The organism is Bradyrhizobium sp. Rc3b, assembly GCF_900114915.1.
Taxonomy (GTDB): domain Bacteria; phylum Pseudomonadota; class Alphaproteobacteria; order Rhizobiales; family Xanthobacteraceae; genus Bradyrhizobium.
This window is the reverse complement of the sequence record NZ_FOUS01000029.1, coordinates 1-23,498: the sequence shown is the minus strand read 5'-3', so window position 1 is coordinate 23,498 and position 23,498 is coordinate 1. Positions and strand designations below refer to the sequence as shown.

Genomic DNA, 23,498 nt, shown 5'->3' with positions numbered 1-23,498 from the left:
TGGGGGTCGGAAGAGGAAACGATATCCGGCACGTCCTTTTCGAGTGCGGCATAATCGATCAGCGCCTTGATTGCGCCGACCGCGCGGTCCATACCTTGCATGACAGCGATGTTCGGCAATGTCTTGCGCAAGGCGGTTGTATGTTCGGTAAAGCCCATGGACACCGGGCTGATGTAGATTACGGGCTTCGTCGCGCTGCTCGCCATGCCGTTGACGATGCGCAAATTGCGTTCGCGCAATTCATGCGGGATCTTTGGCAAGTCGGCGTCAATGATGACGATGTCAATATCTGGGTCGTCGATCATGATTTCGATCGATCTCATGTAAACTGATGGATCGACAACTGCGGCAAATCCCGCGTCCAGCGGATTGCCAATGATCGAGCCGGGCCCGAGCATCGTTGCGAGCTTCTCGCCGGCATTCTTGCTGAGTGGAGGAAAATTGAGCCCCGCCGAATGGAATGCGTCAATCAAGAGCCCACGCTTTCCGCCGGACAGCGTCACCGCAGCGAGGCGGTTGCCTTTAGGCAATTTCGCATGAACGAAACATTCGGTGGTTTCCACAAGTTCGTCGAGTCCACGCACTCGGATCACTCCCTCGCGCGTCGATATTGCATCGAAGGACTCGATGGAGCCCGCCAGCGAGCCGGTGTGCGCCATGGCGGCGGCACGTCCGCCTTCGGAAGTCCCGAGTTTCAACGCAATGACAGGTTTGCCAGCAGCACGCGCTGCCTTGCAGGCATTCCGGAACGCCTGAGTGTTGCGGACGCCCTCGAGGTAAACCACGATCACTCGGATTGAAGGATCGGCGGCAAAATATGTCATCAGATCCGGGGTCTCTAACCCGGCCTCATTGCCTGTCGTCACCATATAGCCGACACCGACTCCGCGATCCTCCAGTGCCTGACGAATCATCATCACGATGGCTCCGGATTGGCCAGCAATTGCGACCGGCCCCTGCTCCATAGTGACGATCCGATCGTCGAGATTGGTGAAGAGCTTTTCACCCGCACTCAAATTGCCGAGGCAATTTGGGCCTGTTATTGCAAGTCCTGTCTCACGCACCGCGACGTTTAGTTCGGCGGCAAGCCGCTGACTCTCCTCGTCCTGCAGCTCGCTGAAGCCCGATGTGACGATCGTTGCGGACCGAGCGCCCGCCGTAGCAGCATCGCGCACGACTTGAGCCACGAATCGCGCTGGAACCAGCACAAGCACATGGTCCGGCTTTTCCGGAAGGCAAGCAAAATCCTTGTAACAAGTCACTCCCCAGACCACGTCTCTCCGTGAATTTATAGGGTAGAGCCCGCCTCGATACTTGTACTTGACGAGATTGTTCCAAATGCGCTCAGCATAATTGCCCGGCTTGTCGGTGGCCCCGACCAGCACAATGTTGCGAGGGTGCAGCATCGCATGAATGCCGCTAACGATATGGCACGCATCGGGCGCTGGTGACCAATTATCCGATGAAACGGCGGTAGTCGACACGTGTGCTTCCATAGTTCCAGTTCTTCCCTCTAGCTCTTCCGCCGAGACTCTGTGCTTCATGGTCTCGGCTTTGCGCTTCTCGCTTGCCGGGACCTCAAGACGCTGCTCGACGCCCTAAGTCGTCGCGGGCCGGCGATCAACATGGCAAAAAGGGCAGCAAATTTCCAACTAAACGCCAATCGAAGCTGCATTAGCGCCACATCGAACGATTGATCAAAGCAAACAGCACGACAAATCAGAACTCCGACCAGCCGAATGGTAAAAGCGTCTGGGGAGGAGACAATGGACGGCTGGTGTCGCGACCGAGTTATTGGCCCCTCATCAGGCAATCACCTCTTTTGTTGCGAGAATACTAGTCGGCTCCAGCGGCCGCGTTTCTTCGATGTATGCGATGACATGGCCGAAATTCACCGCGCGATGGGAGCCGCCGCGTCTATTTGGGCCGGTCGAGATCGAGGCTGCCTGGTCCGAGTCGCTCGGAGGGACCTGACTATCTCTCACTCAAGCCCGACGATCCTTCCTTCAGCGCACTGATCGACGCCGACCTGTCCGGCGAAGTTGTCGAAGAGGCAACCTGCTCTCGTTATGGCTGCGGAGGAACGGTAACTTGACAGGGCGGAGGTTATTCGGCCGCAGCCGAGTTGTAGCGCGGCCGGTGCATCGGGATAGTCTGCTCATACCTCAGCAAACTGCCTCACTTGCGCTCACACCCGTGCTCGGACTGGGGGACCGGTCGAATGGAAAAACCCTCGCTTTAACGTTGCCGACCTTATTGCGATGTTAGCCATGTCATTTCTCCTGCCGTGCTTCGGGCCCGCGACCACCGCGACCTCGATTGCAATCTAGGGTTATAAGCGACGCTCTTTGATGAGATGCGATCAAACGTTTCCACGGGCGGCTTCTTCGTTTGGATCATGGACGACCTCAACCTGCCAAGCAGAACGGCGGAAGGGCTCTCCACCAACAGGAGACCCCGGTGCGGCACTGGTTGGGGTATCAACAATAGGCTTGAAGACCAAGGCAGCACGTATGGTGATCTCCACTGGCGGGTTAGCTAGCGCATCATAGATCCTGCTCTGAAGGAGGAAAACGCCCTTCAGCTCGCTCGCAGCGACACCTTATGGCCAGTTCCCTTTTCGAGCGGACGTAGAGCGCAAGAAGCCTGAAACCCGTAGTTCGCGGGGGGTTGCATCTATGTGAATGGTCCGAAGCCACGAGATACCGCGCGGGCATTATCATTTCACTCCCGCCAACGGATTTGGCAACTCGTGCTCAACTCGAAAGTCCCGATAGCGCTCCAGATGCATCCTCAGCACCGAGCGGGTCCGCCAGGGATCGTCAAGAAACGCCTTGCGTTCTTCGAGCCAAAATGCATCCGACATCATGCGCGGCCTCAGCACGTCAAAGACTGCTTCGGTTTGTTCCCGTAGGATTTGCCAAAAGCATGTGCCCGACGGCTTATAAAGTTCGTTGAGGCACAATGCGACCTCATGAAGGTGGCAGACGAAGCACGCGTCGATGATGAATGAGCGCACCATACTGATATCGTCGTCAAAGGCCGTTGGTAAGATCCCCGCCCGGGTGAAGGGCTTGAGATCGTACCCTCGTTCCTTGAGCAGGGGAACAAAGCTGCGGGCGTCGCCGAAATCACGGAGTAGTAGTTTTCTAGGGCGGCCGATTTCGTCGAATAGAATTGTACTGTTCTGCTGATGCGCCTCAACGGCTACTCCGTAAAGCAGATACATGGTGAGTATCGGTCCGATCACTGTCCCCACGTAGGCACGGAAGAAGGAAGACACGACAGCTTCGCTTTCACCGCTGTCTCTCGCAATCAGTTCGCAAATGAGCGGCCGACCGTCGATGGGGCTCGCCGTAAGGAGCGCTGCGACAGTGACCGGTAATAGTCCATCATTTCGCGTCAATGCCTCAGAGCTGCGGTAGACAACCGAAAGAAAGCGGCCCGGATGCTCGTCGCCTGTTACGGGGTGGTGAAGGATTGCGCCCAGTTCTTCTGCGAAGATCTCCAGCCCGCCCGCGAGGCACGGCTCATCTGATAGAATTTCAGAAATCAAAGTGCTGAGACGCGGTCCCATGTAAATTGACTTGGCCTGCAGAATGCGCTGTTCGCTGGTCATCCAAATCGCCACCGGCAGTTTGATAAATGGTCTCGGCTCCTGAGTGTCCGGTAGCATAGTGCGGAACGACATTGACGGCAGCGTTACGATCTCCGGGCCGTTCGGGTCGAACACTCCGGAAGTTATCACGGAGGCGAATTCACGTTGCAGACAATTGTCTAGGTGCCAGATATGGACAGGTAGGGGCAGCCAGTCCTCAGGGGACTTTCCGCGTTTGCTCAAACTTTCGGCCCAGGCGCACCAGAGCTCCGGGAAGTTTTGTGAGAACCATTCTGAATAGCTGCCGACATGAGGCATCTTCTCCACGTAGGACCATTCTTTGCGTAACGCGGCAATTCGGACGCGCACGCGAGCACCGAACTCAGGCGACAAGGCAGCGACGTCCTCGGGCGGCAGGCCGGGTTTAGCCTTCCATGTCGGGTAGAAGGGGTGCCCCTCCAGCGCCCCCCACTGGTCGAGAGCAATTGCCCTCAGGTGCGGCGGCAGATTCTCGAGATACTCTAGGAAATCCCGGGCTCCTGCTTCGGCTATTTTAGCTCGAAGCTCCGCGCTCCAGTGATCCCGGTAACTGCGTGCCAGGGCGTCGTTGCGCATGCTGTCCTCGACGTCACGGATTAGACGCTGAACGTCGTCCGTTGCGGGCGCGAGTGCCAGAGCGGGCGCGATCTGTCCGATAAGATCGGAAGGATTGTCCATCCCGTAGCAAGCGCCGGTCTCGTCTATTACTTCGATTGAACCTCGATTTTGAAACGTTCCGGCAGGCGCACGGTGCAAATCCGTAAAATGCAGGACCTCGCGTGATCGCCAAAGGGGGAGCCATGCTTCGTTGCTTTCCCGAGCCCACATTAATGCATCCGGGTCAAGAAGACGCTCCGCGAAAAGACAGCGGACCAACCGGCGGATGGCATTGCGCGATGCGCCCAACCAAAGCTGCGAGGTGCGCGCCTTAAACGCCGCATCTGCCGAAGAAGCCATCCTCTCCTCCATCATACTTCCTCCAGCAATATGGCAAGCAAACAGGCCGGCGCGCTCTCCGTGAAGACCGTGGCGTGGTAGCTGGGCGCCCCACTAGGTTTTTGCAGGAATGGCCTCTTCGAGCTTTGCGGCCAGTTGCAGGAGCTGCGACTTAAGAGGTCAATGCATCGCGCCGACATCAGCCCCAGAATTCGAAACACCTTCAACCGAAAATTGATGTGGCAGAGCAGGATGACGAGCGCCAAGCCCATTGAGGGAGCGGAGAGTAGCATGAGAACTGAATGCCCCTCGAGCTCTACGTCCGCTGATTTAATGTCCCGTCTGCGCGTGTGGCTCTGGGGGCACCTCTGCAAGCGCGTGCCGATGCCGTACGGCATACACGAACGACCTGCCGTGTCAGACCCAGCTTGAATCGGAACCGCACTCAACGGTTTGGCCTTTGTGATCAATTTGGATGTTCCTCCGCCGCCAGTAGCGTGATGAAAAGCTCCCGGATCTGTCAGCAATCAGTGTGCCACGACACTGTGCACGAACGTGCTTAGTGAGAGAGACAATGAGGCGAATATCTCGCCTTTCTACCAGCCGCTGGAACCATTGAATGTCGGAATGTGCAGTCTCGACCACACAGGTCTGGAACCGGACATGGCGCGCTCTGCACATGCTCTGCTGGCAGTGGCACGGCCAGTCATGATGTGACGCCCACTATTTTGTCTCGGCGATACCAGCGTCGTGCGGCATCCCACGCGGCCGAAGAATGAGGTGCATTCGATCCTGCACGCTCACCTGGCGGGCCCGAAGTGCCCGCACGCCGGAAGCCAGCGACCGGTTGGCCACTCAACCGCTCTCTCCAAACGACGAGTGCGCGGCGATCGATCGGCACGTCCACAAACTTTTACCTACTCGGGAAGACTGGCCCCAGCTTGACCGCGAGGTCGCGCATCGACGATGCCGAGGCCAATCAATTTATGACGGACACCAACGCGAATCTGGCGGTCGCCCCCGGCATCATGGCATCATGGCGGGGGATCGGCGACATCAGCGGGTCCAACAGCACAGAAACTGGTGAGCTATTTCGGGCTGACTCCTCGTTGCCGCTTGGCAAAATGAGGGGTGGTATGTCGAGCTGGTTGATCGGAAAAACTTACAGATAGGCTCGCCCATGTACGCCACGATGATCGTTTGACGAAGGCGATCGTTGGCTTGGACTGGCGGTCGAGCTCCGCTTTGTATACAGCGCTTGCCGTGCACAGGCTGCCGAATCTTGTGATTCCCCCGTCCAGCGCCTTCAGCCTCTCGGCCTGTCGATCGGGAGCCGACCCGCTGCACGCTATCGCCTCGGCCTTATTGGCCGAGTCGTCCTACCTCTGCGTGGCGCTGCCGATCTGCCAGAAATCGACGTCACTGCTGTGCCAAAGGGTTTCGCCGGCCTGATCTCGAACCATAGTAACCGCTCGGGTCGGGACGTCGGACGAAAAGTTGTTTGTCGCCTTGCTTGTCATGGCTCCCTCCCCTTGGGAGTTGGAGCCTCTGGCAAGCCGGGGGCGGTTCAAATCTAGTTGTGAGACAAGTATTCAGAGGAGATCGACAGCAGATGCGGCAGCGCGAATTGCTCTATTCGGCTTAAATAGTCGCCCTGCCCCGTTTCGAGCAAGTGCCTGTATCCACCGATGAATCTGGCAGGCTCACAACATCGACACGAGAAGCTCTCAGCGAGGGAGTATTCGGAGCAATTGTAGTCGATCGTTACTTCGTCCCTGTCGCGACCAATCTCCTCGATTGCAATCAGGACAATGCCACGACCTTCTACCCGAAGCCGGGCATTTGGGCGGCAACAGTGGTTGAGAAAGTCTATGTATTCACTACAAAGGTGTTTATCGCGGTCAATTTGTATCGTTCTCTTGGTTGCCAACGGACCGACCGCGCCCTCAAGCTTTTCTATGACATTTCCCCTTGTTATGGTTCTTCTCGAGAACAAGCCGAACCCATTTATTTTGGATCGTCCGACGTAGATACGATCTGGCGGCTTCGATACGTTGTTGGTTTGGCTCATGATGCCATCTCTCCAATCTCATTCAACTTGTGTTTCTATCTCGTTTGGCTGTCCAACACGGTAGCTGTCCCGCCTTGGCCATGATCATACGATCTAACGCTCTGTCTCTAGCGTGGCAACCTGCGAAGGATGGTAGTGTCGGTTGTTGAACGGCAACTCTGGCCTTCGAATTGCGGATCCTGCTTTCCGGCCAGCTCAGCCGTCCTCAAGCCTCATGCTCTTCAATACCGCGATTTCTGCTTCTGTATTCGGTTGCCTCTGTCGATCCCTTAACAGCGCGTGTCGCCGTTGCCTTACGCCTGTTCGTGGGTCGGCAAAGCGCCACATGATGGGACATTCTGTTGAATGGTCGGTTCAAACTGATCTGGCGTACCCTGGCCTCGAGAACCCACGACAGATCATGCGGCCTCGACGATCCCACGCGCTTCGGCCAGCGTCTTTGCATGGCGATGGCGTCCTTACGCGCGCGCCGTCAATCGGAGTTCGGTACCGTCGACCCACGTTCGGTGAAGGACGACAGGCATCTTTCTGCCCAGCGCGACCTTCCCACACTGCTTCGTCGTAGGTGTGCAACACGCACCGCCCAAGCATCGGAGACCAGTAGGCTCCCACCTATCGGGAATGCAGGAAGCGCCAAGGATCGACCGCGGAGCTGAGGGTCAAGCCAGAGACCGGACCGATGTGCATCGGTCACCAAGAGTCCGCAAGCCGGGTCGCTGCGCACAGCCTTTCAGAACCGGACGATGGAGTCGGGCGTACTCTCGCATCAGCGCTTCGCGTCGGAAAACGGCGTATATATAATCGCCACCAGCATGGCACCATCGCTACCAACTCACGAAACTCACATCGCGAACAGAATACCGAGCAGACGCAGAAGCCGTCGGCGGACTTGCTCTGCGGGAGCGATAGGGTGGATGAGATGCTTGCGAGCAGCTGGCATGTCCTCGGCCTTTAGCTGTCGATGCTCTTGACATGAACGGGCTAGAATTATCCCATCTCACCATCTGTGCGATCCCACGGGCGTCGTTGCGATCGTGCCTCAGAGGCATGGCTGAAAGTGCCGCCTTAGCCTAGCGGTCTTCCAAACCGATGGCCGGCGGCCCAAGTTGGATTAGATTGCAGGCTAGCCGTGCTGAGGCCGGTCCTGGCTGCAGGCCCGCGCGCAGCTCGACCAGCCCATGCTTCGAAGTAGTGCACAATCGGTGGCCAGTCCGCCGACATCTTTCCCTCCCGGATAATCTTTTCGGTCTCGTCCACCGCAGATGTCGAGCGGAATTCAAGAGGCCGACGGAAATCATGACTTTTCCTCCTTGGATGGATTCTCTCCATGATCGGCAGCCGCGGCGAAATAGGCAGATGATGGGGACCGAATACCAGCCTCATCGGTGAAACGATTTCGCTTCATGCCCCTGGCCCTCACCCTCGCCTAGAACGACTCCACACTGGACTAGGCGCCGGGAGGCGAGCTCAACACTCAGTTGCGCTCGCGCCTGTCTCCGCGACCCTGACCAGCTCCGAACGCGCGAGTTCAAGGGGAACGTTTGACAATAGGCAAGCAATTAAACGGAGCGGCTGACACGTAGATGCTAGTGGCGACGGCAGACGAGACAGGATCGAGCACACAGCTCGCCATTTATCCAACAAGCGCCCTGCACCGTCGCCGTAGCGCTGACTGTCAGGTTCGCGCCATGTTGTCGGATCCGCTACACGCCCGCTGTCCGTCAGTCGCTCAACACAGCAAGGCCAAGCGTCTTGCCTATCTCGACCCGTGCCCCTGGAGCTCGACTGTGAAACGGCTGTTGGTGACAGATGATTCCTTAGCCGCCAGTAGCGACGATACCGACGCCAAAGGCACAAAACGATAAGATATTCGCCTAAGCTGGCAGCACGAACTGGCCTAAACCTGCTCGACGCCGCCAATCATGCACCTGCTGGCGCCGGCAGCCATGGCGGCGGGCGACATCTGTGACAATCGCCGGGCTCGAGGCTCTCCGCGGCAATCCATGCATTTCAACTCGCAAGGCCAGCGCTCTCGACCTGCGTCAGCACACCCTTCGGGGACGGTCGTATTATGTCGTCAGAGTGGTCGTCCTTTGTAAGCACCCTTGCCGAAGATACTCTTCTAACGGAACTCCCAAAACTTCGCTCAAACAATCTGAGTGCCTCGGCACTACGTTTACGTTCGACCGGCGTGCAGAGACGATACCTGAAGATTAATGACCGTTAGCCGGCCGCGCCAAGCAAAGGGCGATCTTCGCCTTCTGCCGCGAGCGCGGGCAACGCCAGCGTGTCGCGAACGGCGCCGGACCGTCCGTCAGGAGCTCAGCATGCCGCTGGTTGCCGATGAGCTAGAGATGAAATATCAACCAGCTCCAGGGAGTGTATCAATCGTCGGGATGGTGCCTAATCAAGTCAAGGAGGCTGTTCGTTCCTGGCTGAATGTGCCGGTCCTCCTCTCCTGAGTTCAGCGAACTGGCGCAAGATGACGAACAGCGCGATCATTCCGGCGCCCAGCTCAGCGATGGCTTGGCTGGCCAAAACTCCACTAAAGCCTGATACGAGAGGGAATAGAAGTACCGCCGGTATGAAGAGATACCCCTGCCTAGCGAAAGACACCACCGCGCTAAGCCGTGCTCTTCCCAGCGACTGAAGCATTGTCGTCACGAAACTCTGAATACCGTAAAGTCCAAAAAACAGATGAAAGGTGATGCAGCTCGAGACGGCAATTTCAGTGACATCATCGCTATCGCTGAACAACCTGACTAACGGCCGGACAAAAACGATAACGGCTGCGGAATACGCAACGGAAAGCGCAACGGTGATAGAGACCATGAACTTCGCAACCTTCATTACACGGGCAAAGTCGCGCGCGCCCCAGCCAAACCCCAGGACAGCTTGAGAGCCCATACAGAAGCCGGTGATAGGCAGCGCGCCGATTGTCAAGATTCTTACAGCTATTCCTACCGCCGCGATGAAATCGTCGCCGAACCGCGCAGCAGCTCCGTACAAGAACATACCGGCAAGAGCGGCTAAGATACTTGTCGTCGTCGCCGGCGCCCCAATGAGCGCGAGCTGCCTGACGCGATCTACTCGTAACGAGACCTGAGATATGCTGACGAGCACAGTGCCGAGCCGCTTAGTAAAATACGCGATGTAGAGGCTCATAACTGCGATATGTGATATCAGCGTCGCCAGGGCTGCGCCTCGCACACCCAAGCCTAGCAAGAAAATGAAAATAGGATCAAGCAAGGCGTTCAATATGAAGGCGGTCAGCATCGTCCACATACTGAATCGTGTGTTGCCTTCGGCTCTTGCGATGAAGCCGCTGACGATGTTTAGGAGCATCAAAGTAGACCCCGGCAAGAGGATCGTGGCGTAGTCTAGCGCGATGGGCAGGATGGTTAGACTTGCTCCAAGTGCGACGAAGATGCCTCGTAAGGTTACAAGCAGGGCGATGGTCATAATCACTCCGATCGGAGCGGCGAGCGCGAGCGCCGTACTAGCACCCCGGCTCGCTTCTAACTCATTACCAGCACCAAGGTAACGAGATATGAAGGAGGCAGTACCCACACCGATCCCCTCTCCCACCGCCCCGACCAGGATAATGATCGGCATAGTCATGCTGACGGCCGCGATCGCCGGCGCACCAAGTGAGCCAACAAAGATAGCGTTCAGGGCCTGCTGCAACGCATTCATCGACAACCCGATAACAGATGGAATGGCAAGCCGGAGAAGAAGGCTCGGGACATTTTGATCCGAGAGATCCACGTGCCGGCTTTTCTTTCGCGTCGCATTGCGCTCATTCATGGTTCACACGCGTTGAGCGCTGAGAATTCATTGATCGTCTGCATCAGCTCCTGTTGCGGGACTGTGCAAAGATGGCGGGTCACCTCATAATCAACCATTAGACAGGCGGACTTCTGGACGGCCAAGACGTCGGTGGCACCGAAGGGAAACCACCGCGCGACACTATTCGCGGTCCTGCTGCACCTTTCTAAGGTGGATAGACAAATCGAAGGTATGTCAAGATCAGGCTCCGCCGCCGTCGCGTGAACCAAGAGCTTTGCCAGACTATCTCGCGGGATATGTTGGATCCTATCATGCGGATAATCCGGCGCAATCGGCGCAGCAACAGCATCCAAGCCTCCCGCCGCAAGGATGACAGCGGCAACGTCCGGCGACGGGTCAACAATCATGGCGACCAGATCGCCGGCCTCCACCTTCATATCCCGCAGTACGCGCTCACGCAGCTGGCCAAACGTGACCTCCCTGAACTCGCCAAAATATGCTACTTTGCCGTGATAAGAGACGCTGATCTGCTCGAGGGCTTCAACAAGCGGACATTCAGATTCATATCGTTTAATCGACCCATCCAGCGAATGCAGTATAACGGGTTCCGAGGCGCTGAGGCAGCTTAGTCCCTCAATGGGCACAAGCGGTTTGTCACCGCAGGCGGCAATCAGGCAGCGCAGATTGTTGGCCATGCGAACAGCTCGATCACTCAAGAATATATCTTCCGCATACGCCAGCTTGGAGCCCAATTTCATCGCCCTGATCTTGCGCGTACAGTGTTAAGTCGAACTTGACATAGCCTGTGTCGTACTCGCGGGATGTCAGAGCCAACTCGTCTTGACCAAGTGGCTCGTCGGCTTCGGAGTACATGTTGAACATGACGTGGATCGGTGATCGCCCGGGTTCGCGACATAACCTACTATCCCTGACCATCCATCCGAACGGATAGGCCGAGTTTGTGAAGGCATCGCTGACCAGGCCATGGATGCGGGTGGCATGAGCAGCAAAGCATTCAGCGCCATCGATCGTTACACGGATCGGCACCATATTAAGGAAAAATCTGATGATGTCGGCAAGGGCATCCGATCGTGATCGTAGCGCCTCGTTTGTGAGTTCGTCTGCGCCGTGCCTCAGCGCAACTCTCTCCGGATCCGAACCTGCAAGCCGATTGATCGCCGTGACGGCGTGAACCGGTTGACGTTCCACAGACTGCTTCTTGCCTGATTGATTGTCCGTAGGCACGCGCCCCGCCATTCGTCGCCTTCTTCGCCGCCCAAATCGGAACGCCGGAGCACAACATCGAGGTGTGCATGCGCAGCCACCCTGTTTCCGGACGTCGTAAGGTTTTGTCCGTATGACCTTTTCAGTTCGCTTCCGGCTCGATGATCGGCAGAGCAACAGGAGGACGCTAGGACCTCGCGTCCACTTTGGCACCTACCGACTCTTGGAGTGGACCTGCCATCGCCTGCATGGCACTCGCAATCCACGCGCCCACAGGCTCGTTACGGCTTGTGATTAGCGTAATTGTCCGATTTCTCGGCGCTTGAGCCGGCTCCACCACCCACCGAGAGCGTGTCGCCTCGGTGACAGTCGGCCGTCCCGCTTATGTCGGCAAGGGATGGGGATCTGAGGTTCATGTTTGCCATGGCATTGCATGTACGGAAACACGCTTATGTGCATCCGACCTTTCGGTAACCTAACGATGCAAGTACTGCTTCCCAACCCCCAATGCTGGTGGTGACAGTTGACAGCGCTCTTATGGGATAGTTAGTGCGGTGGCGCGCCTTAGTTCGCAGGTCTGATGCTGGCACATCCAACCGATCGAAGTTGATGGCGTTCGCTCCATCTCGGATAACGCGGCGACTCGGGCCCGGAGCAATGTGATATCCCCTCGACTCACCGATGGCCGGTTGACGATCCTAAGCTTTATGCGCGCCTACTGAACCCGCTCCTCGCGACTGGCCGTTAATTGGAGGCGGTGATCAACTGCGACTTCCTGCCGATGTGGGGATGCGATCAACGAATCTGTATTCGTTTATTTGAACAACTCGCCGGTCGACTACTTAACCGATTGGACATGTGACATTAGCCAGGTTTACGGCAAAGCTGCCCGCCCACAACAATGGTCCGGTTACGGTCAACAGCACGTTGCGCAGCCTGATGCGGCCCTTCACAGATATCGAAGCCAAGCGAATACGAATTTGGCGCGCACCACCACTCTCTGAGGCCGATCCTTCAACTGAACAGGTTCGTGTCCCTGAGCGTGGGAACTGGTGGTGGGACAACGCGATGGTTTCCAGCGTCAAGCAACGGACGCGCTGGACGGCCATTCATCATTCTATTCGAGCAGGATCGCGCCGATGAGGCGGACGATGGCGTCCTCATTGATGCCGACGATGATCTCGCCGTTAAGGCGCTCGCTCGGGTTGGTCGAGTGCTTAGTGCGGTGCGGCGGGAACGTCATGTAGGCCAGCACATCGGGCGCGGCCTCGTCGAGGAAGCCGGCGAGCTTGGGTAGCTTGGGGCGGAGCTGTTCGACGACCTTTCGCCATTGCGCCCGTGCGGCCTCGGCATTGTCCTGGGCAAATTGCAGTGGCGATGAAGGCGGAGACGACACGCCAGTCCGCTTTTACCGGCATGGGCCAGCGCGTTGCGCATGAAGTGCACCGGCAACGCTGCCAACTGGCGTTGAGCACCTTGGCTCGGTCGCCTTGATCCCCTCGTGGGCGTCGGAGACGAAAAGCTTGACGCCTCGCAGGCCGCGGCGGGCGAGCTTGCGCAGGAACGCCGTCCAGAATGTCTCGGCCTCCGAGGGACCAATATCCATGCCGAGAACCTTCGCGCCGGCCATCGCTGTTGACGCCGAGCACGACGATCACCGCAACCGACACGATGCGCCCCTGCTGGCACACCTTCACGTAGGTGGCGTCGATCCACAGATAGGGCCAATCGCCCTCGATCGGGCGAGCGAGGAACGCCTTCATCTTGTCGTCGATCTCCGCGCACAGCCGCGAGACCTGGATATTGGAGATGCCGCTCATGCCCATCGCCTGCACCATATCGTCGACGGAGCGGTCGAGACGCCCTGCACATAAGCTTCCTGCACCACGGCGGTGAGCTCCTTCTCGGCCTTCCGGCGCGGCTCCAGAAAGCCAGGGAAGTAGGAGCCTTTGCGCAGCTTGGGAATGCGCAGCTCAACCGTGCCGGCGCGGGCCTCCCAGGTCCGGTCGCGGTAGCCGTTGCGCTGCGCAAGACGCTCGGGGCCTCAGGCGGCCCCGGTCTGGCCTTCCACTTCCAGCTCCATCAGGCGCTGGGCAGCAAAGCTGATCATCTCGCGCAGCAGATCCGCATCAGGAGCCTTCTCCACGAGCGTGCCGAGGTTCATCATCACATCGGTCATCGGTGGTTCCTCGAATCAGGTTGGTATCAGCAGCCCCGACCCTACCGGCGAACTGCACCGCAAAGCCGCCCGCCCGCTACGGCGCCATCGGAGTGCGGGCGTGCGGACGGTTTTACTCTACCGAGCTAGGACCATCACCGAAGACACGACCACTGAACAGACCACCAATGCAGTATCATGTCGTGCGCGCACGCATTCTCTAAGACCACTCTTCTGGTCGCGATGGCCGGGTTCGTTGAAGTCTGTACTTGCCCCGCCCATACCGCACACAGAATACTTTCTGCGAAGCTTGGGAGCGACCGGTTCATTTTTGGCTGCGCGCGCTGACAGGGCGGTCAGCGGCCGTCAATGAGCATAATCTGCAATTGGCCACAACAGCTGCTGTTCATTTGTGAATTGCCGCACGGCTTTCGTCAGCTTTTGGAAAGCTAGCCTGAGTACAGAGCCGTTGGGTTAGAGAGGCGTGGCAGGGACAGCGCCTTACCAGAATGGGACGGCGCCGAGTCACGTTCCTCCTAACCTGAATCTGCAGCGCAGGCGCGGCAGGAATAGCGCCCGATCCGCCCCAACCGATCGGCGCCGAGTCGCGCCCGCGCTGCTTCTGATCACTAGGACACGAGGACTGTTGGCAGGAGCGTCATGCGTTTCCCGGTGATGGACCTCCGGTCAGTTTCTGCCGATGGAGGCTGACCGTGTTGAAGTTAGCGGATGCTCTTCAAGTGATCGCTTTCCATCTCCTCCCGTGTTACCCGCCGACATTCTTGGCTCTCTCATGAGCGGCAGCGAGCAACCCCTTTTTCGCGCAACTTGGCATGCCGGGCATCTCCAGTTTTTTCACAACGCAGCGGACCAGCTTAAAATGACCAAACGATTTGACCAGTTCAGGTAGGTTATTGGAGTCGTTCTGAGCCTACAACTTGGCAGCACCCTACAGGGGGGGCAAAGTGTCAGGCTGGATACCGAACCGGGCAAGGCTGGCACCAAAGTTAGCGGCGCGCGGCAGGGACAGGCTTTCCAGGGATTGAGCGCCGGGTCAGGTCGCCGTTAACCTTTTTCGTCCCTAGCACGCTAGGGACAGTCGTCTTTGAAGGCTTGCCCACCACTCCACTAGGTGCTCTGCGGTACTTCTCAAAAAATGCCACTTGGTAGCGCCCTGAGGGGCTTGACCCTCACGGGATCAAGGGTGGCCAGCTTTGGCCGACCACAGAGGCTTGCGGAATCTGCCGGAAACAGCGCTTTCAGGATTTACTACCCGATCGCCGAGCCACCCGCTAGTTTCGCTAGCATAGCGGCTGGCAAATACAGCATCGGACCTGGCGCCAGTCGCGTCCGCGCTGCTCTCCGTGTTCTGCAACAACTCTTTTCTGACACCCTCGTCGCTCTTGGCACCGCTGGGCAACATCGAAGTCTACCTTGGGGGTATACCGGCCCGCGGCGTTCGAATGGCCCGGACAACGCCCAAGCCGAAGCCTCTCAGCTAGTCTCAACCGCGCGCCGAATCCCAATTCGTTCGGGCTCATCCATCATGGGTAACGATACGCGTTGCCATCTGTTCGACTTGATAATGGCGAATCCGATTCGCGATGTCTCACCGCTTACCCTCGCACTATCGCCTGAGCGTCCTAAGACGACACTGCGAGACGTTGGACGCCACCCTTGTGCGGTCAATGGCTGCTGCCAAAGTAGGTTACGACTTGCCGTACGGCTTTTGATTTGAACTTGTCGTTATACTTGATAACCCGACCGGCGCGCGCTCCTTGAGCCTTGGTCAAGAGAGTTCGCCGGCGTGCCTCTTGAGCGGACGAGAGAGCGTTATATTCCGTCTCAGCTGATGGCGGCGTGCGGAACGTCCACAAAGATGTTGTATCGGTCGACGAAATCCTCTCAGGTCCAGAGAATGAACGTAATTAGGGTCCCTCAAACGCGCCGTCTGCGCTGACCACTATGAAGATAGCTGAACGGCTGCCGCTGCGATCGCGATAGTCTGCGCCGGCCCATGTCGTCGGAGCTGAAACTCCATTTCGATCGCGGGAGCATCGCCTTCGCTCAGTTAGCATCTTTGCTGGCCTAGAGGCCGTTGCTGCGAGCTGGGCAGCGGAATCGAACCGCTGCCGAGGCAGCAGTTCGGGTGAGCTTCAGCCAGCGCCCAGAAAATCGGCGCCGCCGCGAATTGAAAGACGGTCGACATAGCGGCGCATGTGCGGGCCGCTCCCGTAGCGTCCGGGAAAGGCGATACGGTCGTACGCATACCTTCCAATCCGGTGATGTCTTTAGTTAGGTTATAGCCAGTGGTTTGATGACCGTCGAAATGGCTGCTTTCGCGCATGAGAGCTCGTGCGCTTGTGGCTTACAATGTGCGCCGGATCCGCGTCCAGCGCGGTATTCCGCAGGAGCAATTGGCTTACGATGCAGGCGTTGATCGCTCCTACATGAGCGGACTCGAACGCCAACAAGCGAATCCGACAGTCGACCTTCTTGATCGGCTTGCCGAGACGCTCGGCGTAGCTGTGTCCGAACTGTTTGTTCGGCCATCCAAGGGCGCGCCGCCACCTGCAACCTTACCTAAAGGCCGCAAGCCGAAGCCCGCACGCGGCAAAAGGACTTAAGCCTGACAAACACCATCTGAGACTCTGATGTCGTGCGCTCCCGGCGCAGGTATCGCGCTCACAAGAGGATTTTATGCATGGCGGATGGGGATACGCAGCGATCCGGCCATGGGCATCGAATATTGTGATGGACTTTAATGCTGGCGCCGGAGCAGACAATGGCGGCTCGAGACGATGAAGTTCCTCTAAATGCTATCCGCGCGTTTGTGACGGTTGCCCGGGAAGGCAGCGTCACGCGCGCGGCCACCACTTTGGGAACAACGCAGAGTTCGGTCAGCCGTTATTTGGCTGTGCTGCGGGACTATCTGGGGGCTGACCTCATCGAGCGGCGTGGACGGCGCAGCGATTTGACCGAGTTCGGAAGGCTGTTCGCAAACGCAGTGTCTGAACCGCTCGAGACCGTCAGTTTCACGGCGGAGAGAATGCGACGCCGTGCAGGCGCAGGAACGAATCGGATCGTGGTCCGCACGTCGCTATCGACCTTTGCTTTCTCGCTCCTTATTCCAAATCTGCAGGCTTTCTCTTCTGAAGCGGGTGGTGTTATCGTGGACATCATCAGCTCGCTGGCGCACCCGACATCTTCGGATGATTTCGACATTTTGATTACCCGAGATCTTTCCGTCATCGAACCCGCCGACAGTTGGGAGATTTACAAAGAGGAACTGGTGTGCGTCGGCCCGCCAAATCTGGTCGGAGGCAGGGAGCTCTCGATCGTTGGCTCAACGCCTATACTGAACGTTACATCACGTCCCGACATCCTGCCGACATGGCTGAGGGCCATGAATCTGTCTTCGAGCGACATACGAGTGGGCGCCCGGTATGATCACAACTATCTTGCTCTGCCGGCAGTCATGACTGGAAAATGCCTTCTTGTCGCGCCGGAAATCATCGTCGGAGATCTAGTCAGGGGAGGCGCTTTGCAAATCATCCCCGGCTCCCGCGCTCCAAGTGGCATGCAATATCGGGCCTATGCCGTAGATCGCAGCGCGCACCCCGAGATCGCGCGTTCTTTTTGCCGGTGGCTGGCTCGTCTTTGCAAAAAGGTCGCACTTGCGCAGGCTGCATGACGTCTAGGCGTCCCTCATCCGGTACAGCAGGAGATCAATGCTCAAGTCGAGAGCGCTCAACGTTTAGAAAACTATTCCCGCACAATCGGCAAAGCCTACGTAGATAGCGCCCCTCTGTTGCATCAATTAACGCGCCAACGATGAGAGATCGAAGGCGCAAAGCCTCCTTCCTGACTACCATCGTGCCATGGCAGCAGAAGAATTGGCTGCAGAACAAAAGGGAAGCCTTTTGCCGCGCCGCGACCCTTTACTTGTCATCCCTACCCCTCCGTTTGTCCAGCACTGCTCGCCAGCCAAGGCGCATCAGGCGCCGCCCCAGCTTTACAAGTCGAATGGTTCGGCTGCGCAAATCGTCTGTTTTCCAGCCGCGGTCGGCAATACGATGGCTTCCAAACAGGCCTCGCGCGATTTGGCGATAGCTATTTCCTTCCCGCCATCCATCCACTGCGCGCAGCGCAAGGATTAGCCGACGCTGCTTCAAAGCGGGCAAAGCAAGAGGAGGCACTCCTAGCGCCCGATGCTCAAGGGCGAGCCAAAATCGACGCGCTGCCCCCAAACGAAGCTCGAAATCGGCATCGAGCGGCAGATCAAGGACGACAGCATATCCGCTCGCCGGAAGCTCTCTTAGCCAAAGGCAATGCTTCGTGCCCCCGAGCGGCACGATCGCATGCCAACCATCCGGCGCACGGCGAAGCTCGCTGCCCGGCAGATTGTCGAAATCGAGCTGATAGATTTTCGGCGCAATGCAGTTGGCCGCCCGCACAGCCAGTACGGTCGGCAGCACCTCGGGTGCCCAGAAGACTGCTTGCTTGTCGAAGGTCTTTTGTGGATCAGCAGGAAAACGAGAGCCCCCACTTGCGTCGGAACTCGCCCGCCGCTGCGCTTGAACGTTCGCGGCCAGATAGCTGCTGATAATCCTCTTGGTAGTCGCGATCCCGGCGCAGCCACTCCCAAGCCAGGTCGGCAGCATCTGCCGTCTTCAGGCCGCTGTACGCTTCCTCAGATCTCCAGTCAGTATCCGCCATGGTACCTTTCCCGCACAATCTTCAGACGCGGTGAAATGCAGCCGATGATTGTGGCGCTTTCCGGCTGCTTGCTTACCATGTGCGCGTCTTGAACTACTTAGTCGATGGAATGATCAACTTTTGCGATCGCGACACATTCCAGCGACCCTGACATCCGCGCGATCATTGTGTTGGCCAACCGCCACGTAGCAGATCGCGATAGCCGTGGCCCGCTAGCCACTTGGCCCGAGTCAGATGACTTTCGAATGTGCGTCGCGCACGATCCGGTTCAACGGTGGGATCAAGCCCAAGCACAATGCGCGCGATTTCGCGCCAATCGGCCTTGTCCGCGTCCGCATCAAGCAGTCGCATGTAGGCAATAGCGTGCTCCTTGTCATATGACGTGAGCTCGTCGACGCTAGGCGCCAATTCTGCGACCTTCGGCTCGGCTGGCACTGCCAGAAACTCCTACCCAGCTGAAAAATCTACCGAAATCAGAGCAACGATAACTTATCTGAGGTCGTTTTGGTACCCGCTCAATCGTCGCACGCCGATCTCCTTCTCGCGCTGGATGGCAATCGCATATCGGCTCACATTGACCTGGTGGCTCCATCCTCCGCTTCCTCTTTTTCATCGCAGTCCATACTGCAAGCGATTGCAGATGTGGCTGTCCTTGCTGTTCCCGGCGGAAGGCGTGGTGGTTCGTGGTGACGGGGCTCGTACTCGTGAAAGGCAATAACCAGAACCGGTCAACTGGAGAATATTCGTTTCCCTTTCGATTCACAGTTGAACATTCCCCCTATATAGTCGCCATCTCGGGAAAAAAGCCGCAGGTGCCTCAAGCGCTACTTCTCCTCTGCTGCCAATGGCAAGCCATTGCTTCGCAAGAACGCTTGCGTGGTCAACGAGAAGACGGCGACGCGCTAGCTGCGTCTGCCTCTGACCATCGACGGATTCCTCGGAGCAATTGGGGAGGACAGCCAAAGCTGGTGCAAGCTTATCGTAATACCCTGGCTATAACCAGTGGTTTCGTAATCATCGGAATGGCTGCCTCTGCGCATGAACGCTCGTGCGCTTGTGGCCTGGAATGTGCGCCGGATCCGCGTGGAGCGCGGCATTCCGCAAGACCAATTGGCCTATGATGCCGGGATCGACCGTTCCCACATGGGGCGCATTGAGCAGAAGAAAGAGAACCCGACTATTGATCTCCTGGAACGCATCGCCAAGACTTTGGGTGTTCACATGTCGGAATTATTCACACAGCCGGCTAAAGGTGCTATGCCCCCCAAGCCGATGTCCAGAGGGCGCAAGCCGGCACGGCTTCGCCGAAACAAGCCATAATTATTGAGCGAGCCGTGTTCCGGCTAACGCTGGGCGGAATCGAGCCGGGGCCGGCCTACGTGCCTCATGAATCTACGGCCGCGCTTGCGATCTCCTGCTCTAGCCGATGTAGCTCCAACACGGTTCAGCTTAGCGCTTCCTCGGAGCGGCCTGTTATAAGCCGAGCCGCTCGCGTAAACCTACCGACGGCCGCTCGAAGAGCCTGTTTGGGGTCGACGGGTGCGGTTCGGGTGATGGAAGCGCCCCAACCAAGAGTCCGCGAGGATGGAAGGAATTTGCTGTCCTGCCGTGCAAGAGCATGAGAGCAGATCCGTCCTCCAGAGCTTTCGGTTGGATAATCAACCCGGTGTGCGCCTCGAGAATGGGGACCTTTCCGCTGGACGAAGATAGGGAAGATGTGGTGCCCGTGCAGGGGCGCAATTTAAGGCACTCCTGGAAAGGCTCGACTGACGGCTTGTTTATGGGACATCTAAGACGCGACCACGATCGGGAGCGGGATAGTTTCAGCCGGCGCTGCGCGGTGTGAATCAAGGCTGTCCGACCGTCGCGAGATGGTGGGGAATATGTTCTGAATTGGGTGTGAGCGACGCCGGGCCTGACTATGCGGGCACGAGGAAGGGATGCTGCTGAGCGAGAGCCGGATGCATCAGATCATTAAAAATACAGCGTCATCAGTTTGACCGGCGAGCAGAGACGATGCCTGAAGAATCTGGGGCCAGAAGAAGCAAAGCAGGTGGCAGCTGCGCCCGTTAGCCGGTCCTGGCGCATAAGGCCGGCCGCTCCGCTCGACATCGGAGGGCCGCAACTAGTCTTTGGTCTCAAGGCGTTGACGTGATCCGGAGGTGCGGCCAATGTCAGGCAGCCTTCGCCCCTCTTGATTTTGGCCTCTTCTCGTGCAGCACGCGGGCGTCGATCGAAAGCTGGTCCATCATCCAGTGAGGGCTGCTGGATTTGCTGACGGGATACGGCTCAGTCGCGCGGTTGTCCCAGATTACGACGTCGCCTGATTTCCAGCTCCAGCGCAGGGTGTTCCCGGGCGCAATGAGATAGGATTGCAGCCGTTCAAACAGTCTTTGGCTGGGGTAGCGCTGCAGGCCGACGAAATTGTTCACGGAACGACCGAGCGATAGCATGCGTTCGCCGGTCTCGGGATGAACACGAACAATCGGATGTGTCGTTTCGTAGATCGTTCCAGCGGATACGCCCCACCAAGGCCGCTTGTTTGCATCGGTGGCCATCTCTGCCGCAGTGAGATCAGATGCGACGAAGCTCACAGCCCAGAGGTTATCTGCTAGCATCCGCAGGGGATCGGGAAGATCAAGATAAGCGGCCGCCCTGCTCGACCAAGCAACGTCGCCGCCAAAAGGCGGGACCGCCGCGAGCCGCAGCAACGAAATGGCTGTGCGGACCCGCTCATCGTTCATCTGGTTGAGATGACTGCAGGCGCGATCAGGCAGCTCCTGCCGGATCGTTAAACCGCCCATCGTGTCCGCGATTGTTGGATTTGTCAGCGAGCCGAGCCGGAGCACAAAACGCTGCTGCTGTGCATCGTCGAGATGTCCCTGATCACGGAAGAAGATGACCTTATACTCTAGCAGAAGCCGCTTGAACGCTCCGATGACATCGTCAGGCAAATCGTCCGACAGCGCAATGTTCTTGATTTCGGCACCAAGCCGCTCCGCGTGCTTGACGATGTCTGCTCGCGGAATGACATTTTCAACAGCCATTGTTCCACTCATGACGGCGCCTCTTTCTTTGACGTCTAAACAAGCTCAGAGGTTGTCTCGTTATGGCGACAACCCGGCAAAAAATCGTGATGCTACACGCCCGAATTGTCTGAGCGTGGGTCACCCGCCGCTCAATTAGGCGGCTGAATTCTGATACACTTCACCAGCATCTTAGAATCCGGCTCCTTCTGCCTATCGACACGGCTAGTGCCGTTCTCATGAAGGACACTCGCATATGAGGGCACCAGATCGATTTGCAGCCTGAATAATAGTGCAGATCATAGACGCGATCTGTGTCCAGTCCGTGAAACGAAACCAGCTTTCTTTTCGAGCCTGCGCAACGTTCTCCTCGTCTCAGAACTCATGCTTGGAAAATCCTCGAACAGCGACTGCGTCGTACCTCATTCATCCTGCACGGCCACATGCGCACGATGAAAATTCGAACTGCTTCGCGGCACGCACTTGCGAAGCGGACAGGACCCACCGTCTCCAAGGCCAAATCTACTATAGGATGTATATTATAACATAGGCCACTTCAACGTGCGCGCGATCATATTTTCGCGACTTGGAGTTGTTAAATGCGCCACTTGTTTCATCAGCTGATCCCTGCTGTCATGACTTCCACTAGCGGGAAAAGCGCAAAATAAGAACGCTGCAACTTCAGATGCAGCTTAACAACGGACTTAATCCCTCGATTTTCGCAAATTTGCACTTGGCATGAATGCAGGTGTCCCAACGGTTGACCGGCCTTTGGTTCGGCCCCAAACGTAGATTTCCTAACTTGGAATAGAAGCAGAGCGCTGCCCCTCAGGAATATCGCTCCCCTGAGACAACAAGGCGTCTTTGCGCTCTCAGGCTGCAAGCCGCAAATTCCGAGTGGCTATTTTGACTCGCTATGAGCGACACAAGATGGAAGGGCACGTCGGATTTGGGATCATAAGTCGCGATTTATCTTCCTCATGGTCGCTCGCTCTTACGTACGCATACGACGAAGACCGCCTGATTGAGACATGCGCGCGGGCACGGCGAGCTCTATGATGGCGTTGCGTGAAGGTCAGGCGGCCTGCTGATCGGCGGGCTTGTCGGCTTGGCGCAGGAGCTTCCATTCCCAGGGCAGCAGTTCGTGCAGACGCGACGCGGGAAGATCGGCGATCCGGGCCAGGACGTCGGCAAGCCAGGCCTTGGGATCGACGTCGTTGAGACGACAGGTCGTGATCATCGTCAGCATGATGGCGGCACGGTCGGCACCACGCTGGCTGCCGGCGAAGGTCCAGTTGCGCCTTCCCAAGGCGATGCCTCTCAATGCGCGCTCAGCACAATTGTTGGTCAAGCAGATCCTGCCATCGTCGAGGAAGCGGGCGAAGTCGTCCCAGCGCCTGAGCATATAGTTCATAGGCTTCAGGACCTCGGAGGAGCGAGATAGGGTTTCTCGCTCGCGAAGCAACCAGGCGTGCATGTCGTCGAGAAGTGGCTTGCTCTTTTCCTGGCGCGTGGCACGCCGCTCGTCGGCGCCGCAGTAGTTAATGGCGCGTTCGATCTCGAACAACGCATCCAGGCGCCTGACCGCCTCCAGCGCGATCGGAGAGATCGGTTTGCCTTTCTTACCTTCTCGGGCATTCTTCTCGATGTCAGCCAGCTCGAAGAAGCCCCGCCGCGCATGGGCCAGGCAAAACGCCGGTGTGATCGGCGTCGCTTTCTTTTGCGGATCGAACAACGGCTCGAAGCCGCTGTAGCAATCGGCTTGCAGGATGCCGGCGAAGGCGGCCAGATGCCTCTGCGGGTGTTCGCCTCGTCGGTCGCTTGAGGCGTAATAGACCGCCGCCGGCGGTGCGAGCCCGGCAAAGGGTCGATCATCCCGCACATAAGTCCAGATCCTCCCGGTCGTGCACTTGCCCTTCGCCAGGATCCGGATGGTGG

At 57.8% G+C, this 23,498-nt stretch carries 15 protein-coding genes and 2 pseudogenes; 3 read left to right on the top strand and 14 right to left on the bottom strand.

The genetic code is table 11. The annotated features are described in order from the left end of the window. From BM190_RS38365 to BM190_RS41685, 9 genes and pseudogenes are all read right to left on the bottom strand, one after another. Positions 1-1,496 (bottom strand): CoA-binding protein (locus BM190_RS38365; RefSeq protein WP_092263077.1); only part of this gene is annotated, 1,496 nt, incomplete at its 3' end. 1,223 nt (positions 1,497-2,719) lie between these two features. Next, on the bottom strand, positions 2,720-4,594 hold the full coding sequence (locus BM190_RS38360; protein ID WP_244550895.1) for an IucA/IucC family protein: 1,875 nt from the start codon (positions 4,592-4,594) through the stop codon (positions 2,720-2,722). Between the two features lie 1,552 nt (positions 4,595-6,146). Beyond that, positions 6,147-6,644 (bottom strand): SET domain-containing protein-lysine N-methyltransferase, encoded by a 498-nt coding sequence (locus BM190_RS38345; RefSeq protein ID WP_092263062.1) that lies wholly within the window; start codon positions 6,642-6,644, stop codon positions 6,147-6,149. A 2,412-nt stretch (positions 6,645-9,056) separates the two neighbouring features. Continuing rightward, entirely contained in the window at positions 9,057-10,451 is a 1,395-nt protein-coding gene (locus BM190_RS38340; protein ID WP_092263059.1) for an MATE family efflux transporter, read from the bottom strand. Continuing rightward, positions 10,448-11,128, bottom strand: a complete 681-nt coding sequence (locus BM190_RS38335) for an AMP-binding protein (protein ID WP_177237534.1) — start codon at positions 11,126-11,128, stop codon at positions 10,448-10,450. The genes BM190_RS38340 and BM190_RS38335 overlap by 4 nt, the downstream gene beginning before the upstream one ends. A gap of 13 nt (positions 11,129-11,141) precedes the next feature. After that, entirely contained in the window at positions 11,142-11,690 is a 549-nt protein-coding gene (locus tag BM190_RS38330) for a condensation domain-containing protein (protein WP_092263055.1), read from the bottom strand. Between the two features lie 1,084 nt (positions 11,691-12,774). Continuing rightward, positions 12,775-13,263, bottom strand: a pseudogene (locus BM190_RS41695) (transposase). A 73-nt stretch (positions 13,264-13,336) separates the two neighbouring features. Continuing rightward, a pseudogene (locus BM190_RS41690) lies at positions 13,337-13,638 on the bottom strand (transposase); the annotation flags it as partial. A 63-nt stretch (positions 13,639-13,701) separates the two neighbouring features. Continuing rightward, positions 13,702-13,836: a hypothetical protein gene (locus tag BM190_RS41685; protein WP_283806148.1), complete on the bottom strand. Its 135-nt coding sequence runs from the start codon at positions 13,834-13,836 to the stop codon at positions 13,702-13,704. Between the two features lie 2,324 nt (positions 13,837-16,160). Here BM190_RS41685 and BM190_RS38320 point away from each other — a divergent pair. Both BM190_RS38320 and BM190_RS38315 read left to right on the top strand, forming a co-directional pair. Further along, positions 16,161-16,442 (top strand): helix-turn-helix domain-containing protein, encoded by a 282-nt coding sequence (locus BM190_RS38320; protein WP_036012081.1) that lies wholly within the window; start codon positions 16,161-16,163, stop codon positions 16,440-16,442. A 137-nt stretch (positions 16,443-16,579) separates the two neighbouring features. Then, entirely contained in the window at positions 16,580-17,509 is a 930-nt protein-coding gene (locus BM190_RS38315) for a LysR family transcriptional regulator (RefSeq protein ID WP_244550894.1), read from the top strand. Between the two features lie 247 nt (positions 17,510-17,756). Here BM190_RS38315 and BM190_RS38310 read toward each other — a convergent pair whose 3' ends face one another. The 3 genes from BM190_RS38310 to BM190_RS38300 all read right to left on the bottom strand — a co-directional run bounded on the left by BM190_RS38310 (position 17,757) and on the right by BM190_RS38300 (position 18,969). Next, positions 17,757-18,293, bottom strand: a complete 537-nt coding sequence (locus BM190_RS38310; protein WP_092263053.1) for a DUF2285 domain-containing protein — start codon at positions 18,291-18,293, stop codon at positions 17,757-17,759. Between the two features lie 46 nt (positions 18,294-18,339). Next, the gene (locus BM190_RS41475) at positions 18,340-18,534 is read right to left on the bottom strand and encodes a transcriptional regulator domain-containing protein (protein ID WP_092263049.1); all 195 of its coding nucleotides are present in this window, start codon (positions 18,532-18,534) and stop codon (positions 18,340-18,342) included. Positions 18,535-18,696: 162 nt separating this feature from the next. After that, positions 18,697-18,969, bottom strand: coding sequence for a DNA -binding domain-containing protein (locus tag BM190_RS38300; protein ID WP_092263045.1), 273 nt, complete (start codon positions 18,967-18,969; stop codon positions 18,697-18,699). 603 nt (positions 18,970-19,572) lie between these two features. On the opposite strand from BM190_RS38300, the gene BM190_RS38295 reads away from it, so the two are divergent. After that, positions 19,573-19,854: a helix-turn-helix domain-containing protein gene (locus BM190_RS38295; protein WP_092263042.1), complete on the top strand. Its 282-nt coding sequence runs from the start codon at positions 19,573-19,575 to the stop codon at positions 19,852-19,854. 854 nt (positions 19,855-20,708) lie between these two features. On the opposite strand, the gene BM190_RS38290 is transcribed toward BM190_RS38295, so the two are convergent. Together BM190_RS38290 and tnpC are read right to left on the bottom strand one after the other, a co-directional pair. Beyond that, positions 20,709-21,581 (bottom strand): TauD/TfdA dioxygenase family protein, encoded by an 873-nt coding sequence (locus BM190_RS38290; protein WP_244550893.1) that lies wholly within the window; start codon positions 21,579-21,581, stop codon positions 20,709-20,711. A gap of 1,054 nt (positions 21,582-22,635) precedes the next feature. Beyond that, on the bottom strand, positions 22,636-23,498 hold an 863-nt coding region (gene tnpC, locus BM190_RS38285; RefSeq protein ID WP_143109183.1), incomplete at its 5' end, for an IS66 family transposase.